Source organism: Bradyrhizobium sp. LeoB3, from assembly GCF_055456055.1.
Map to the genome: position 1 here is coordinate 68,413 of NZ_JBVBEF010000006.1, position 15,397 is coordinate 83,809.

9 protein-coding genes are annotated in these 15,397 nt (G+C 63.9%); 8 read left to right on the plus strand and 1 reads right to left on the minus strand.

Annotated elements, in window-relative coordinates; translation table 11 throughout:
• The first annotated feature begins 7 nt into the window (after positions 1 to 7).
• The 4 genes from ACZXDY_RS07650 to ACZXDY_RS07665 are packed head-to-tail and all read left to right on the plus strand — an operon-like array spanning position 8 to position 4,517.
• Positions 8 to 1,024 carry an amino acid ABC transporter substrate-binding protein gene (locus tag ACZXDY_RS07650; RefSeq protein WP_028166840.1) on the plus strand — a complete coding sequence of 339 codons (1,017 nt, stop codon included), beginning with the start codon at positions 8 to 10 and terminating at the stop codon, positions 1,022 to 1,024.
• Between the two features lie 15 nt (positions 1,025 to 1,039).
• Positions 1,040 to 2,242: an amino acid ABC transporter permease gene (locus tag ACZXDY_RS07655; RefSeq protein WP_464345049.1), complete on the plus strand. Its 1,203-nt coding sequence runs from the start codon at positions 1,040 to 1,042 to the stop codon at positions 2,240 to 2,242.
• Entirely contained in the window at positions 2,242 to 3,765 is a 1,524-nt protein-coding gene (locus ACZXDY_RS07660) for an amino acid ABC transporter permease (protein WP_464345050.1), read from the plus strand. The genes ACZXDY_RS07655 and ACZXDY_RS07660 overlap by 1 nt, the downstream gene beginning before the upstream one ends.
• An 11-nt stretch (positions 3,766 to 3,776) precedes the next feature.
• Entirely contained in the window at positions 3,777 to 4,517 is a 741-nt protein-coding gene (locus tag ACZXDY_RS07665) for an amino acid ABC transporter ATP-binding protein (RefSeq protein ID WP_028166843.1), read from the plus strand.
• 125 nt (positions 4,518 to 4,642) lie between these two features.
• Here ACZXDY_RS07665 and ACZXDY_RS07670 read toward each other — a convergent pair whose 3' ends face one another.
• Positions 4,643 to 5,677 carry a cysteine synthase A gene (locus tag ACZXDY_RS07670; RefSeq protein WP_464345051.1) on the minus strand — a complete coding sequence of 345 codons (1,035 nt, stop codon included), beginning with the start codon at positions 5,675 to 5,677 and terminating at the stop codon, positions 4,643 to 4,645.
• A gap of 561 nt (positions 5,678 to 6,238) precedes the next feature.
• Between ACZXDY_RS07670 and ACZXDY_RS07675 the strand changes: the two genes are divergently transcribed.
• The 4 genes from ACZXDY_RS07675 (at position 6,239) to ACZXDY_RS07690 (ending at position 15,397) form a co-directional block, all read left to right on the plus strand.
• Positions 6,239 to 7,651 (plus strand): efflux transporter outer membrane subunit, encoded by a 1,413-nt coding sequence (locus ACZXDY_RS07675; RefSeq protein ID WP_464345104.1) that lies wholly within the window; start codon positions 6,239 to 6,241, stop codon positions 7,649 to 7,651.
• Positions 7,641 to 9,059, plus strand: a complete 1,419-nt coding sequence (locus ACZXDY_RS07680) for an efflux RND transporter periplasmic adaptor subunit (protein WP_464345052.1) — start codon at positions 7,641 to 7,643, stop codon at positions 9,057 to 9,059. Before ACZXDY_RS07675 ends, ACZXDY_RS07680 begins: the two co-directional genes overlap by 11 nt.
• Before the next feature lie 105 nt (positions 9,060 to 9,164).
• Entirely contained in the window at positions 9,165 to 12,293 is a 3,129-nt protein-coding gene (locus ACZXDY_RS07685) for an efflux RND transporter permease subunit (protein ID WP_464345053.1), read from the plus strand.
• A complete protein-coding gene (locus tag ACZXDY_RS07690; RefSeq protein WP_464345054.1) occupies positions 12,293 to 15,397 on the plus strand; it encodes an efflux RND transporter permease subunit in 3,105 nt (1,034 codons plus the stop codon). The genes ACZXDY_RS07685 and ACZXDY_RS07690 overlap by 1 nt, the downstream gene beginning before the upstream one ends.

Consider the following 15,397-nt stretch of genomic DNA (forward strand, 5'->3'; position numbering starts at 1 on the left):
CCCTGCCATGAAACGCGTATCGCTGGTTCTCACTCTTGCCCTTGCTGCCGGCCTCTCGGCGCAGGGCGCTTCGGCGCAAACTCTTAAGACGGTCAAGGACCGGGGCATGCTGTCCTGCGGGGTCAGCCAGGGCCTGCCCGGATTCTCGTCCCCCGACGACAAGGGGAACTGGACCGGACTTGATGTGGATGTCTGCCGCGCAATCGCGGCGGCGATCTTCAACGATGGCACCAAGGTCAAGTTCGTGCCGCTGTCGGCGAAAGACCGCTTTACCGCGCTGCAGTCCGGCGAGATCGACGTGCTCTCGCGCAACACCACCTGGACGCTGTCGCGCGATACCTCGCTCGGCGCCAACTTCACCGGCGTGACCTATTATGACGGGCAGGGCTTCCTGGTGAAGAAGTCGCTGAAGGTCAATTCAGCGCTGGAGTTGAACAGCGCCTCGGTTTGCGTGCAGACCGGGACCACGACTGAGCAGAACCTCGCCGACTACTTCAAGGGCAACAACATGAAGTATGAGGTGATCGCGTTCGCCTCAGCCGACGAGACGGTGAAGGCCTATGAATCCGGCCGCTGTGACGTCTTCACGTCCGACGTCTCCCAGCTTTATGCCGAGCGCCTGAAACTCGCCAATCCCGCCGACCACGTCGTGCTGCCTGAGGTGATCTCCAAGGAGCCGCTCGGCCCGATGGTCCGCCACGGCGACGACCAGTGGTTCGACATCGTGAAATGGACGCTGTTTGCGATGGTCGATGCCGAGGAGCTCGGCGTCACCCAGAAGAACGTCGACGAGATGGCCAAATCCGACAAGCCGGAGCTGAAACGGGCTTTCGGCACCGACGGCAATCTCGGCGAACAGCTCGGCCTGACCAAGGACTGGTTCGCACGGATCGTGAAGGCGACCGGCAATTACGGCGAGGCGTTCGATCGCAACGTCGGCGCAGGCTCCAAGCTCGGTATCGCCCGTGGTCTCAACAACCTCTGGAATAAGGGCGGTATCCAATACGCGCCGCCGATCCGCTGATCCAGGCGTGCGGCGATGGCCATCGAGCCCCGGAAACCACCGTCGCAGTTTGTGCTCAAGCTGCAACGTGCGCTTGGCGGCCGCGCAGGGTGGGGAGGATTCGTCCTCCAGCTCCTGTTCGTCGCCGTGCTCGCCTGGATCTCCTATGAGATCGTGGCCAATGCGCGCGCCAACCTACAGGCGCAGCGGATCACCGCGGGCTTTGGCTTCCTGCAGAACACCGCCGGCTTTGACGTCAGCCAGAACCTGATCCCGTATGCGGGCTCGGACACTTATACGCGTGTCTTCTTCGTCGGACTGCTCAATACGCTGCTGGTCTCGGTGATCGGCATCTTCTTCGCCACCGTGATCGGCTTCATGGTGGCGCTCGGGCGGCTGTCGCCGAACTGGCTATTGTCGCGGATTTCCGGCGCCTACGTCGAACTGGTGCGCAATCTGCCGATCTTGTTCCAGATCCTGTTTTGGTATCTGGCGGTGCTCGCGGCCCTGCCCAGTCCGCGGCAGAGCGTCTCCGTGTTCGGCATGTTCTTCCTCAACAACCGCGGCTTGGTGATTCCAAGGCCGATCGGCAATCCTGGCTTCGAGCCGTTTGTCGTGGCGGTCTTGGTTGCGATCGTGGCGGCGCTGGTGCTCTGGCGCTACGCGCGGCGGCAGCTCTACCAGTATGGCAGGATGATCACGACCTGGCCCTACCTGCTCGGCCTCCTGATCGGGCTGCCGCTGGTGACGTCGCTGATCTTCGGCGCGCCCGTGACCTTCGAGATGCCGGTGCTGAGGGGCTTCAATTTCGCCGGCGGCGCGCGCCTGATTCCGGAGTTCGTGGCGCTGACGCTCGCGCTGTCGACCTACACCGCCGCTTTCATCGCCGAGATCGTGCGTGCCGGGATTCTCTCGGTGCACAAGGGACAGATGGAGGCGGGCTCCTCGCTCGGGCTGCATCGCGGTGAGGTGCTGCGGCTGATCGTGATCCCGCAGGCGATGCGCGTGATCCTGCCGCCGCTCACCAACCAGTATCTCAACCTGACCAAGAACTCCACGCTCGCGGTCGCGATCGGCTATCCCGACCTGTTCTCGGTGTTCGCCGGAACGACGCTGAGCCAGACCGGCCAGGCGATCGAGATCATCGGCATCACCATGGGCGTCTATCTCCTGATCTCGCTGGTGACGAGCGCGATCATGAGCTTCTATGGCTGGCGGATCAGTCGGAGCATGGGCTGATGAGCGATATCGCCGTTTCCAATTTCGTCCGCGAGGAACTCGTTCCGCAGCGGCCGGCGCCGGTGAAGACCACGGGTCTCGTAGGCTTCCTGCGCACGCGGCTGTTCAATTCGCCGACCAACATCCTGATCACGATCGTCAGCGTGCTCCTGCTGTGGTTCGTGCTCGTCCCCACGGTCAAATTCTTGTTTGTGGATGCGGTCTGGACCGGCAAGGACCGCGCCGCGTGCCTGGCCGAGAATGTCGGGCATCCGGTCGGCGCCTGCTGGCCGTTCATCCAGGCCAAGCTCAGCCAGTTCATCTATGGATTCTATCCGGAGCCGGAGCGCTGGCGGGTCAACCTGACGTTCTTCCTGGCGGCTGTGCTCCTGCTGCCGCTGTTGATTCCTCGGCTCCCGGCCAAGGGCATCAATGCCAGCCTGTTCTTCCTGGCTTTTCCGGTGGTGGCGTTCTTCCTGCTGCGTGGCGCCGGGCTCGATGGTTTTGCCGTGAGCTGGGTCACGTCGCTATTGTCGGGCTTCAACGACAGCATCGGCGACGGCGGGCGTAAGCTCGCGGCAGCCGGCGAAGCCTCCGCCGTGATCGGGCCGGTGCTCTGGGGACTCGGAAAGCTGATCGTCCTGATCAGCACGGTGATCTCCTGGGTGCTGTTGCCCCTGCAATGGCTGCGCGACCAGATCCAGAGCGGCGGTCAGCCGGTCTGGACTGATTTTGCGCTCACTGCCGCGATCGTCTCGCTGCTGCTGTTCTTCCTCGGCGGCGGCTTCCGCACCGGCTGGCGGCCGCTGGCCGTCAGTCTCGCGACCTTCGCCGGGATTGGTCTGGTGATAGCCGTCATGAAGCTCGACCGCGGCGGCTTCCCCGTGGTCGACACCAGGCTATGGGGCGGCTTGCTGGTGACGCTGGTCGTTTCGGTGACGGGCATCGTCACCTCGATGCCGGTCGGCATTGCGCTGGCGCTCGGCCGACGCTCGACCATACCCTTGATCCGTATCTTCTCGATCGCCTTCATCGAGTTCTGGCGCGGCGTGCCGCTGATCACGGTGCTGTTCTTTGCGACCTACATGCTGCCGCTGTTCGTGCCGACCGGCTTCACCATCGACGGTCTGGTGCGCGCGCTGATCGGCATTGCGCTGTTCGCCGGCGCCTATCAGGCCGAGGTCATCAGGGGTGGGCTGCAGGCGATCCCGCGCGGGCAGGGGGAGGCGGCAAGCGCGCTCGGCCTGTCCTGGTGGAAGACGACGGCGCTGATCGTCCTGCCGCAGGCGCTGCGCCACGTCATTCCCGGCCTCGTCAACAGCTTCATCGCGCTGTTCAAGGACACCTCGCTGGTGTCGATCGTCGCGCTGTTCGACCTGCTCGGCCAGTTGCGCGCTTCCTTCAGCGATCCCACCTGGGCGACGCCGACCACGGCTTTCACCGGCTTTGCCTTCACCGGGCTGATCTATTTCGTCTTCTGTTTCGGCATGTCGCGCTATTCTCTGTTCGTCGAGAACAGGCTGAACGCGCACCGGCGCAACTGAGTGAATTCGCCATGAGTTCGAATCCGATCGTCAGCATCAAGGACCTCAACAAGTGGTACGGCGAGTTCCACGTGCTGCGCGACATCAATCTCGAAGTCGCCCGCGGCGAGCGCATCGTGATCTGCGGCCCTTCGGGCTCCGGCAAGTCGACGCTGATCCGCTGCATCAACGCGTTGGAGGAGTTTCAGGAAGGCGAGATCATCGTCGATGGCATCGAGCTTGGTCCGAACTTGCGGCGCGTCGACGAGGTCCGGCGCGAGGTCGGCATGGTGTTCCAGAGCTTCAACCTGTTTCCGCATCTGACGGTGCTCGAAAACTGCACGCTGGCGCCGATCTGGGTACGCAACATCCCGAAGAAGGACGCGGAGGCCTCCGCGATGAAGTTTCTGGAGCGGGTGAAAATCCCGCATCAGGCCAGCAAATATCCGGGCCAGATGTCGGGCGGCCAGCAGCAGCGCGTCGCGATCGCGCGTGCGCTCACGATGAATCCGAAGGTCATGCTGTTCGACGAGCCGACCTCGGCGCTCGATCCGGAAATGGTGAAGGAAGTCCTGGACACCATGGTCGACCTCGCCAAGGAAGGCATGACCATGCTGGTCGTCACCCACGAGATGGGATTTGCCCGCGAGGTCGCCGACCGCGTCATCTTCATGGACGCCGGCCAGATCATCGAGTCGAACACGCCGAAGGAATTCTTCGCTCATCCGCAGCACGCGCGGACGAAACTGTTCCTCAGTCAGATTTTACGGTGACTGTCTCCCTCATGGTGAGGAGCGCGCGATAGCGCGCGTCTCGAACCATAGAGCCCGTGGCCCATCCTTCGAGACGCGGCCTTGCGGCCACTCCCCAGGATGAGGTTCGCGAGTGTTGCCAAGTCTTAGACAAACGGCACGTCGATCTTGGTGCGCTTCTCGAGCCATGCCGGCACCGGCAGGTTCTTCGAGCGCATGAAATCCGGATTGAAGAGCTTGGACTGATAGCGGTTGCCGGAGTCGGCGAGAATCGTGACGATCGTCTTGCCGGGCCCGAGCTGTTTTGCCAGGTGGATCGCGCCGGCGATGTTGATGCCGGTCGAGCCGCCGAGGCAGAGGCCCTCATGCTCCAGGAGTTCGTAAATCACGGTGACCGCTTCTTCGTCGGAAATCAGGAAGGCGTCATCGACCTTGGCGGTCTCGATGATGGACGTGACGCGGCCAAGACCGATGCCCTCGGTGATCGAGTCGCCCGGCGTCGATTTGGCCTCGCCATGCTTGAACAGTTCGTACATCGCGAAGCCGTGCGGATCGGCGCAGGCAGTGACGATGGCGTTGTTCTTTTCCTTCAAATAGCGGCTGGTGCCGGCGAGCGTGCCACCGGTACCGACCGAGCAGATGAAACCGTCGACCTTGCCGCCGGTCTGCTGCCAGATCTCCGGGCCGGTCGAGTCGTAGTGCGCCTTGGCATTGTCGAGGTTGTTCCACTGGTCGGCGAACAACACGCCGTTCGGCTCGGACTTGCGAAGTTCGTCAGCCAGCCGTTTGCCGACATGCTGATAGTTGTTCGGATTGGAGTAGGGCAGCTGCGGCACCTCGATCAATTCGGCACCGCACAGCCGCAGCATGTCCTTCTTTTCTCGGCTCTGGGTTTCCGGGATCAGGATCAGGGTCCGGTAGCCGCGGGCGCTGGCGACAACCGCAAGCCCGATGCCGGTATTGCCGGCGGTCGATTCCACCACCAGCCCGCCCGGCTTGAGCGCGCCACGTTTCTCGGCCTCCAGGATCATCCATTTGCCGGCGCGGTCCTTGACCGACTGACCGGGATTCATGAACTCGGCCTTGCCCAGGATGGTGCATCCGGTCAGCTCGGAGGCACGCTTCAGCTTGATGAGCGGCGTATTGCCGATGGCTTCGACGACGTCGTTGTTGATTGTCATGTCGGGGGTATTCTTTGCCGGTTATTTCGCTCCCGACTGACCCTAGTGCGGGGGCGGCAAAAGGGAAAGACCCTTGCGCCGCGGTGCGCGACGGCCCGAATCGACCCACCGGTCCGCGGCAATCTGCCTCGCGACTCTCGGTCCGCGAAATGGGCCGCCGGATGGCGTCGGAGCATTGGGGATTTGGGGCAACAGGCGCTCGGAAATCCCCATGAAATCTTCGTAAGATTCCGGCAGCTTCCGGTGCCGACGAAATTGAAGTAAGGCCCGTAACATAAGGACAACTTGCTATTCGGCGGTTCCCTGGTTGAACTTGGCCGGAGTCTCTCGTCGGGTTGGCAGGACTGTCCGCTTGCCATGCCCTCGGAGTAGTATGACGGCGCGGTTCCATTGGAAGCATCACTCCGTGAACGTTCGACAGACCATCCCCCAACGCGTTGCGAACTCATCGCGACTTGATTCGGCGCGCGGAGGAGAACGGAGGTGACCCAACGCATCCGGGGGGCTGCTGTCAGCGCACGGCCGCGCGCGCCTGTGCCAAGCCTGCGAGGCGTGTTGCGCATGTTTGCGGGTTTTGTGATTGCCGCGAGTTTGGCCGGCTGCATCCTGACCAAGGATATTCCCGATCCTGCGCTGGATATTCCCGGCGGCTACAAGGCGGCGCGGCCGGCAAAGGCCTCCGACGCGCCGCCGACGCTCGACTGGTGGCGCGGCTTTCGCTCGACAGAACTAACGACGCTGATGGAAGAAGCCCAGCGGGTCAATCTGGACATCGCGGCGGCAGTGGCGCGTTTCAAGCAGGCGGACGCGCAGGCTCGGATCGCCGGCGCGGCCTTGCTGCCGACGCTCTCCGGCTCTGGGTCCGAGACGTATTCACGTACCTCCGGATCGAGCGCGAGTGGCCTCAGCATCGGCGGGCGCGAGGTGGTCAATTACAACGCCTCGCTTGCCGCGAGCTATCAGCTCGATTTCTGGGGCCAGAACCGCGACGCTGCGCAGGCGGCTGAAGAGACCGCGGTCGCCAGCCGCTTCGACCGCGAGGTGGTGGCGCTGACCACGCTGACCGCCGTCGCCAACGCCTATTTCCAGGTGCTGACGTCGCAGGATCGAATTCGCACCGCCCAGCGCAACATCGCCAGCGCCGAGCGTGTCCTCAACGCGATCAAGGATCGCTTCAAGGCCGGCACCGGCACCGATCTCGATGTCGCGCAGCAGGAGAGCTTGGTGGCCAATCAGCGCGCGCTGGTGCCGCCGCTGCGGCAAACCCTCGACCAGAACATCAATGCGCTGGCGACGCTGGTGTCGCGGCCGCCGGAGAGCGTGCGCGTCACCGGCGGCTCGCTCAACAACATCGCCATTCCCCGGGTGACGCCGGGCTTGCCGTCGGCATTGCTGACGCAGCGTCCCGACATCAGGCGACAGGAGGCGCAGCTCGCCGCCGCCACCGCCAATGTCGGCAGCGCCCGCGCGCAGTTCTTTCCGAGTATCCAGTTGACCGGACAAGGCGGCTATCAGAGTTCGGCGCTGTCGGCACTATTCCAGCCGCATGCCGCCTTCTTCAGCCTGGTCGGCGGCGCGACGCAGCCGATCTTCGACGGCGGGCGGATCCTCGGCAATTTCGAGTTGACGCAGGCGCAGCAGGAAGAACTGCTGCAAACCTATCGCAAGACAGTGGTGCAATCCTTTGCCGACGTCGACAACGCGCTGGTGGCGATCCGCGAGACTACGATCCGGCTGAAGCTGCAGCGTGACGTCGTGGCGTCGTCACAGCGGGCATTCCAACTGGCCGAACAGCAGTTGCGGGCTGGAACTGCTGACATCGTAACTGTGCTACAGACTCAACAGACTCTGTTCCAGGCCGAGGACGCGCTGTGGCAGGCGCAACTGGCGCGGCTGCAGGCGATCATCAGCCTGTATCAGGCCCTGGGTGGCGGCTGGGAGCCAAAGGTGGAGAGATCGGTCGATGCTCTTTAAGCCGGAAGCAAAGGACAACGCGAAGGCTGCGGAGGTGAAGAAGCAGGGCTTGTTGCCGCGCCTGCTCAAGCGGATGGTATCGCTGATCATTGCCGCCGTGATCCTCGGCGGCCTCGGCTATATCGGCTGGCTGGCCTGGCAACAGAAGGGCGGCGGCCACAATGCCAACGCGCGGCCGGACCTGCCGGTGCCGGTGCTGGCGGCCATGCCGCGCGTGCAGGACATGCCGGTCTATCTGGACGGCGTCGGCTCGGTGCGTGCGCTAAATACCGTTACGGTTCGCTCGCAGGTCGACGGCAAGCTGATCAAGGTGAACTTTGTCGAGGGGCAGGACGTCAAGAAGGACGACGTGCTCGCCGAAATCGATCCCGCGATCTATCAGGCCCAGTACGATCAGGCCGTCGCCAAGAAGGCGCAGGATGAGGCGCTGCTCGCCAATCAGCGGCTCGACCTCGCCCGCTACCAGCAGCTCGCCCAAACCAACGCGGGCTCAAAGCAGCAAGCTGACACCCAGAAGGCGGTCGTTGCGCAGCAGGAAGCGCTGGTGAAGGCCGATCAGGCCGCGATCGACAACGCGGCGGCGACGCTGAGCTACACCAAGGTCATTGCGCCAATCTCAGGGCGCGCGGGCCTCCGCCAGGTCGACCAGGGCAACATCATTCATGCCTCCGACACCACCGGCCTCGTTGTGCTCACCCAGTTGCAGCCGATCGCGGTGTGGTTCAGCCTGCCGCAGCAGCAGATCGTGCGGGTGAATGCCGCCGCCGGCCAGGGCACGCTCGCGGTCGACGTGTTCGGCAATGACGGCGTGACTGTGATCGATACCGGCAAACTTACCGGCATCGACAATCAGGTCGACCCGACCACCGGTACGCTGAAACTGAAGGCCGAATTTCCCAACGGCAATTTCCAGCTCTGGCCCGGCCAATTCGTCAATGTGCGTCTGAAAGTCGAGACGCTGCCGAAGGCGATCGTGGTGCCGACCTCGGCCGTGCAGCGCGGGCCAGCCGGAACCTTCAGCTATGTGATCGGCGAGGACAATATCGCCACTGCAAAACCAGTGACGGTCATTCAGCAGAACGAGCATGACGCCGTGATCGGCAAGGGGATCACGGCCTCCGACCGCGTCGTCACCACGGGATTTGCCAATCTCGCCGATGGATCGAAAGTCATCATCGGCAAGGACGATGCCGCGCCGACCGCCGATCTCGCGCCGCGCAAGCGCAGCCGCAGCCCGGATGCCAAGAACGGCCAGGCCAAGGATGGTCAGGCCAAGGATGGTCAAGCGAAGGACGGCGAGCATCGTTCGCGGCGCGAGCGCACGCAGGGCGAAGGCGATCAGAAGGGCTCGAGCGGGGCAGCAACGGGGGGTGAAACGTCAGGCGGCGCAGCGAAGTCGCAGCCGTGACGCGACGATTATCCCAGAGCATGATCCGGAAAAGTGGAAACCGGTTTTCCGAAAAGATCATGCTCCAGCAAAGAGATCACTTCGCAAGGACGAGTACGCAAAGCCATGGGCGTCTCTGAACCGTTCATCCGCCGGCCGATCGCGACCTCGCTGCTCGGGATCGCGCTTTTGATCGGCGGTGCTCTCGGCTATTTCGCGCTGCCGGTCTCGGCGCTGCCCCAGGTCGATTTCCCGACAGTGCAAGTGTCGACGCAACTGCCGGGCGCCAGCCCCGACGTGATCGCTTCCCTGATCACGGCACCGCTCGAACGCCAGCTTGGACAAATCCCGTCGCTGTCGTCGATGAACTCGACCAGTTCGTTCGGCGTCAGCCAGATTTCGCTGCAGTTCGATCTCAACCGCGACATCGATGGCGCGACCCAGGACGTCCAGGCCGCGATCAATGCCGCCGCCGGCGTATTGCCGAAGAACCTTCCGTACCCGCCCGTCTACGCCAAGGTAAATCCAGCGGATGCGCCGGTCATGACGCTGGCGCTCACGTCGGAGACGATCTCGCTGCGCGCGATGAGCGACCTCGCCGACACCATCCTCGGCCAGCGGCTGAGCCAAATTTCGGGTGTCGGCCGCGTCGCCGTATTGGGCGGCCTGAAACCGGCGGTGCGGGTGCAGGCCGATCTGGCGCGGCTTGCAGCCTATGGCATCTCGATGGAGGACCTGCGCAACGCGATTGCCGGCGCCAACGTCTCGGGCCCGAAGGGATCGCTCGACGGCGCGCAGCAAGCCTATACGATCGCCGCCAATGACCAGATCGCGGTGGCGGAAGCGTACAAGCCGATCATCATCGCCTATCGCAACGGCTCGCCGGTGACGATCGGCGACGTGGCCGTGATCGTGGATGGGCTCGAGAACGACCGCACCGGCGGTTGGTATCAGGGCACACCGGCTGTTATTATCGACATCCAGCGCCAACCCGGCGCCAATGTCATCGAGGTCGTCCGCCAGATCCGCGACGAGATCCCGCGGCTGCAGCGGCTGATTCCGGCCGGCGTCAACCTGACCGTCGTCAGCGATCGCACCGTCACCATCCGCGCCTCCGTACGCGACGTGCAGTTCACGCTGATCCTGAGTGTCGTGCTGGTGACGCTGGTCGTGCTGCTGTTCCTGCGGTCACTGCGCGCCACGCTGATCGCGGGCGTCGCGCTGCCGTTGTCGCTGATCACGAGCTTCGGCATCATGTATTTTGCCGGCTTCAGCCTCGACAATCTGTCGCTGATGGCGCTGACGATCGGCACCGGATTCGTGGTCGACGACGCCATCGTGATGATCGAGAACATCGTCCGCCACATGGAGGAGGGCGAGTCGGTCATGGAAGCGGCGCTCAAGGGCGCGAGCGAGATCGGCTTCACCGTGATCTCGCTGACGCTGTCGTTGATCGCGGTCTTCATTCCGCTGCTGTTCATGTCCGGGCTGGTCGGGCGCATGTTCCGCGAGTTTGCGCTGACGTTGACGATCGCGGTCGTGACTTCGGCGGTGGTCTCGCTGACGCTGACGCCGATGATGTGCTCGCGGCTCTTGAAGCGCGTCGACGAGGAATTCGTGCTGCCGGGCCTTGGCGCCATCAGCCGCTTCATCGACCGCATGGTCGAGTTCTACCATCGCACGCTGTTGTGGGTACTGCAGCGCCAGCGCGCGACGCTGCTGGTGACCTTCGCCACCATCGCGCTCACGCTGTTCATGTATGTGATCGCGCCGAAGGGCTTCCTGCCGCTCCAGGATACGTCCTCGATCACTGCGGTAACCGAGGCCGGCCCGGACGTCTCTTTCGCTGAAATGCAGGCGCGACAGAGCAAGGCGGCGGACCTGATCAAGTCGGACCCCGACGTGACCGGCGTGGTTTCCGTGATCGGCGCCGGTTCGGTCAACCCGACCACCAATGTCGGCCGGCTCGTGATGACGCTCAAGCCGCTCGGCGAGCGCCGCGACGACATTTCGAAGGTGGTGGCGCGGCTGAAGCAGAAGACGGCCTTGATCCCCGGCATGACCATCTATTTCCAGCCGGTGCAGGACGTGCAGATTTCGACACAGTCGAGCCGGTCGCAGTACCAATACACGCTGAACGGCACGGACGCGAAGGAAGTCTCGCTCTGGGCGGGCAAGCTGGTCGCCGAGATGCGGCGTGATCCGATGTTCCGCGACGTGTCGTCGGAGGCGCAGGAGGCCGGCCTGCGGGCGGCACTCGATATCAATCGTCAGCGCGCCGGCCAGCTTGGCGTCAGCCTGCAGGCCGTCAACGACACCCTGAACGACGCATTCGCGCAGCGGCAGATTTCGACCATTTACGGGCAGGCCAACCAGTACCGCGTCGTGCTCGAGGCGCTGCCGATGTATCAGCGCGATCCGTCGATCCTCGACAAGCTGTATTTGCCCGGAGTGAACGGCGCGCAGGTGCCGCTGTCGGCAGTGGCGACGCTGACGCGCACCACGGCGCCGCTTGCGATCTCGCACCAGGCGCAATTCCCGGCGGTGTCGCTCAGCTTCAACCTCGCGCCCGGCGAGGCGCTCGGCGATGCCGTTGCAGCGGTGAAGGCGATCGAGACCCGGATCGGCATGCCCAACAGCATCGTCGGAGTCTATACCGGCGACGCCGCGGAATTTTCCAGATCGCTCGCGGGCCAGCCCTGGCTGATCCTCGCCGCGATCATCACGATCTACATCGTGCTGGGCGTGCTCTATGAGAGCTACATCCACCCGATCACGATCCTGTCGACGCTGCCTTCGGCTGGTGTCGGCGCCATCCTGGCGCTGATGCTGTTCGGGCAGGACCTTTCGGTCATCGGCCTGATCGGCATCATTCTGCTGATGGGTATCGTCAAGAAGAACGCGATCATGATGATCGACTTCGCGCTGGAGGCTGAGCGGCACAAGGGCATGTCACCCTATGACGCGATCGTGCAGGCCTGCCTCTTGCGCTTCCGGCCGATCATGATGACGACATTGGCGGCGCTGTTCGGCGCGCTGCCGCTTGCGATCGAAAGCGGCACCGGCGCCGAGCTGCGCTTCCCGCTCGGCATCTCCATCATCGGCGGCCTCCTGCTCAGCCAGTTGCTGACGCTCTACACGACGCCCGTGATCTACCTCGCGCTCGACCGGCTGAACCGCAGGATCGAGCACGCGCTGCCAAACCCGGGGCCGCAGGGCCCGCCGGTCGCGGGGGCGACCGAGGGGATGCAGTGATGGCATCGATCTCGATCTCGGAACCCTTCATCCGCCGTCCGGTCGGCACCACGCTGATGGCGATCGGGCTCTTCCTGCTTGGGATCGTGGCGTACGAGTTCCTGCCGGTGGCGTCGGTTCCGAACGTCGATTTTCCGATGATCAGGGTGTTCGCGTCGCGGCCGGGCGCCGACCCTTCGGTGATGGCTGCGACAGTGGCGGCGCCGCTGGAGCGCCGGCTCGGTGAGATCGCGGACGTGGAGCAGATCACGTCGGTGAGCTCGCTCGGCAGCACCAGCATCCAGGTGCAGTTCGCGATCGGACGCAATATTGACCGCGCTGCGCGCGACGTGCAGGCGGCAATCAACGCCTCGATGGCGGATCTGCCGACCGACCTGCCGACATTGCCGATCTTCAGGAAGGCCAATCCAGCGGCGGCGCCGGTATTCGTGCTGGCGCTGACATCGAAGACGATGTCGACCAGCGCGATGTACGACGTCGCGGATACCGTGCTCGCGCAGCGCATCTCGCAAGTGCCGGGAGTGGGCGAGGTCACGGTCTCGGGCGCTGATCAGCCGGCGGTGCGGATCTCGCTCAATCCGGTCGCGCTGTCGAATGCCGGCATTGCGACCGAGGACGTCCGCCAGGCCATCGTCAACGCCAATCCGCTCGGACCGGTCGGCATCTTCAATGGCGGCCGCCAGAGCGAGACGCTCTCGATCAATCCGCAGATGCGGACCGCCGCCGAGTTCCGCAACATCCTGATCAAGAGCTCGAGCGGCAATTTCGTCCGCCTGTCGGATGTCGCCGAGATCGAAGACAGCGTACGCAACGTCCGCTCGGTCGCCTGGTTCAACAAGCAGCCGGCGGTCCTGATCCAGATCACCAAGCAGGGCGATGCCAACGTCATCGATACCGTCGACCGGGTGACGGCGATGCTGCCGGAGCTGAAGCAGTGGATTCCCGCCGGTCTCGAGATTTCCACGCTCGTGGACCGCACCGGCACCATCCGCGCCAGCGTGCTCGACATGCAACTGACGCTGCTTGCCACCGCCGGGCTGGTCATGGTGGTGGTGTTCGTGTTCCTGCGCCGCTTGACGCCGACGATTGCGGCGGGCGTCTCGGTGCCGTTGGCGCTGGCGGGCACCTGCGCCGGCATGTGGCTCGCCGGTTTCTCGATCGACAATCTGTCACTGATGGCGCTGGCGATCTCGGTCGGCTTCGTGGTCGACGATGCGATCGTGATGATCGAGAACATGTACCGCAATCTCGAGCAGGGCATGGCGCCTTATCCGGCGGCGCTGGAGGGGGCCAAGCAGATCGGCTTCACCGTGGTTTCGATCTCGCTGTCGCTGATCGCCGCCTTCACGCCCCTGATTTTCATGGACGGTATCGTCGGACGGCTGCTCCGCGAATTCTCGCTGACGCTGACCTTCGCCATCCTGGTCTCGACCTTGGTGTCGCTGACGATCACTCCGATGATCTGCGTGCACTACATCAAGGAAGCGACCTCCGCCCGCGCCACCTGGTTCGACCGCCTGATCGAGGGAACCCTGTCGCGCATCGTGCGCTTCTATACGTGGACGCTGCGCGGCGTGCTCGATTTTCCGTTCCTGACCTTGCTCGTGTTCTTTGCCACCATCGCGCTGACCGTGACGCTCTACATCAAGACGCCGAAGGGCTATTTTCCGACCGACGACAGCGGCTTCGTCATCGGCGCGACGCGGGCATCGGCTGACACCTCGTTCCAGGCCATGCTCAAGCTGCAGCAACAGGTGGCCGACATCGTGATGGCCGATCCCGCGGTCGCCGGCATCGGCTCATCGCTTGGGAGCGGCGGGATGGGCGGCGGCGCCAGCCGTGGCACCATGTTCATCAGCCTGAAATCGCCGGAGGAGCGGGGGGGAGTTTCGACACAGCTTGTGATCGATCGCCTGCGCCGCAACCTGTTCATGGTGCCGGGGATCCGTCTGTTCATGTTCGCGGCTCAGGACGTCCGCGCCGGCGGGCGACAGAGCGATTCCGACTACCAGTACACGCTCTCGAGCGCCGATCTCGATTTGTTGCAGAAGTGGGCGCCGATCGTCGCCAAGCGCATGGAGACCGTCGAAGGTATCACCGACGTCTCCAGCGATCGCGACCCCGGCGGATTGCAGCTCAACCTGGTGATCGACCGCAAGACCGCCTCAAGCCTCGGCGTCCGTGTGCAGGATATCGACAACGCGCTCAACAACGCTTTCTCGCAGCGGCAGATCTCGATCGTCTATACCCAGCGCAACCAATACATGGTGGTGCTGGAGATCGATCCGAAATTCCAGACCGATCCGTCCAATCTCGAGCGAATCTACGTGGCGGGCGCCAACGGCGCCCAGGTGCCCTTGTCGGCTGTGGTCCACTATCAGCGAGGGCTGGCGCCGCTCGCCGTCTATCACACGCAGTCCTTTCCCTCGACCACGGTATCGTTCAATCTGCTGCCGAACGTGCCGCTGGAGCAGGCGACGTCGAATATCCAGCGCGCGGTCGATGAATTGCATATGCCCGAAGGCATCCGTGGCAGCTTTGACGGCAACGCCGGCGACTTCAACAAGACCAGCGGAAGGCAGCCGCTCCTGATCCTGGGGGCGCTGGTCGCGATGTATATCGTGCTCGGGGTGCTCTATGAGAGCCTGGCGCATCCGCTGACAATCATCTCGACCTTGCCCTCCGCAGGACTGGGCGCGCTGCTGGCTCTGCAACTGACCGGTACGCCCCTGACCGTGATCGCCTTTGTCGGCATCATCCTCTTGATCGGCATCGTCAAGAAGAACGGCATCATGATGGTCGATTTCGCGCTGGACGCCGAGCGGCAGCGCGGCCTGTCCTCGGCGGACGCGATCTTCGAGGCCTGCAGCGCAAGGTTCCGGCCGATCCTGATGACGACCATGGCGGCGCTGTTTGCCGGCATTCCGCTGGTGCTCGCCACCGGTCCCGGGACGGAGCTGCGCCGGCCGCTCGGCATCACCATCATCGGCGGCCTGTTCGTTTCGCAGATCCTGACGCTCTACACCACGCCGGTGATTTACCTGTTGATCGACCGGTTGCGGCGGCGCGCCGAACCTGCCGCGCTGGCAGCGCCCGCGGAATAG

What these genes read in the sequence shown, in the direction of transcription:
- ACZXDY_RS07650 (WP_028166840.1), top strand. Translation starts at nt 8, where the DNA reads ATGAAACGCGTATCGCTGGTTCTCACTCTTGCCCTTGCTGCCGGCCTC.
- ACZXDY_RS07655 (WP_464345049.1), top strand. Translation starts at nt 1,040, where the DNA reads ATGGCCATCGAGCCCCGGAAACCACCGTCGCAGTTTGTGCTCAAGCTG.
- ACZXDY_RS07660 (WP_464345050.1), top strand. Translation starts at nt 2,242, where the DNA reads ATGAGCGATATCGCCGTTTCCAATTTCGTCCGCGAGGAACTCGTTCCG.
- ACZXDY_RS07665 (WP_028166843.1), top strand. Translation starts at nt 3,777, where the DNA reads ATGAGTTCGAATCCGATCGTCAGCATCAAGGACCTCAACAAGTGGTAC.
- ACZXDY_RS07670 (WP_464345051.1), bottom strand. Translation starts at nt 5,677, where the DNA reads ATGACAATCAACAACGACGTCGTCGAAGCCATCGGCAATACGCCGCTC.
- ACZXDY_RS07675 (WP_464345104.1), top strand. Translation starts at nt 6,239, where the DNA reads ATGTTTGCGGGTTTTGTGATTGCCGCGAGTTTGGCCGGCTGCATCCTG.
- ACZXDY_RS07680 (WP_464345052.1), top strand. Translation starts at nt 7,641, where the DNA reads ATGCTCTTTAAGCCGGAAGCAAAGGACAACGCGAAGGCTGCGGAGGTG.
- ACZXDY_RS07685 (WP_464345053.1), top strand. Translation starts at nt 9,165, where the DNA reads ATGGGCGTCTCTGAACCGTTCATCCGCCGGCCGATCGCGACCTCGCTG.
- ACZXDY_RS07690 (WP_464345054.1), top strand. Translation starts at nt 12,293, where the DNA reads ATGGCATCGATCTCGATCTCGGAACCCTTCATCCGCCGTCCGGTCGGC.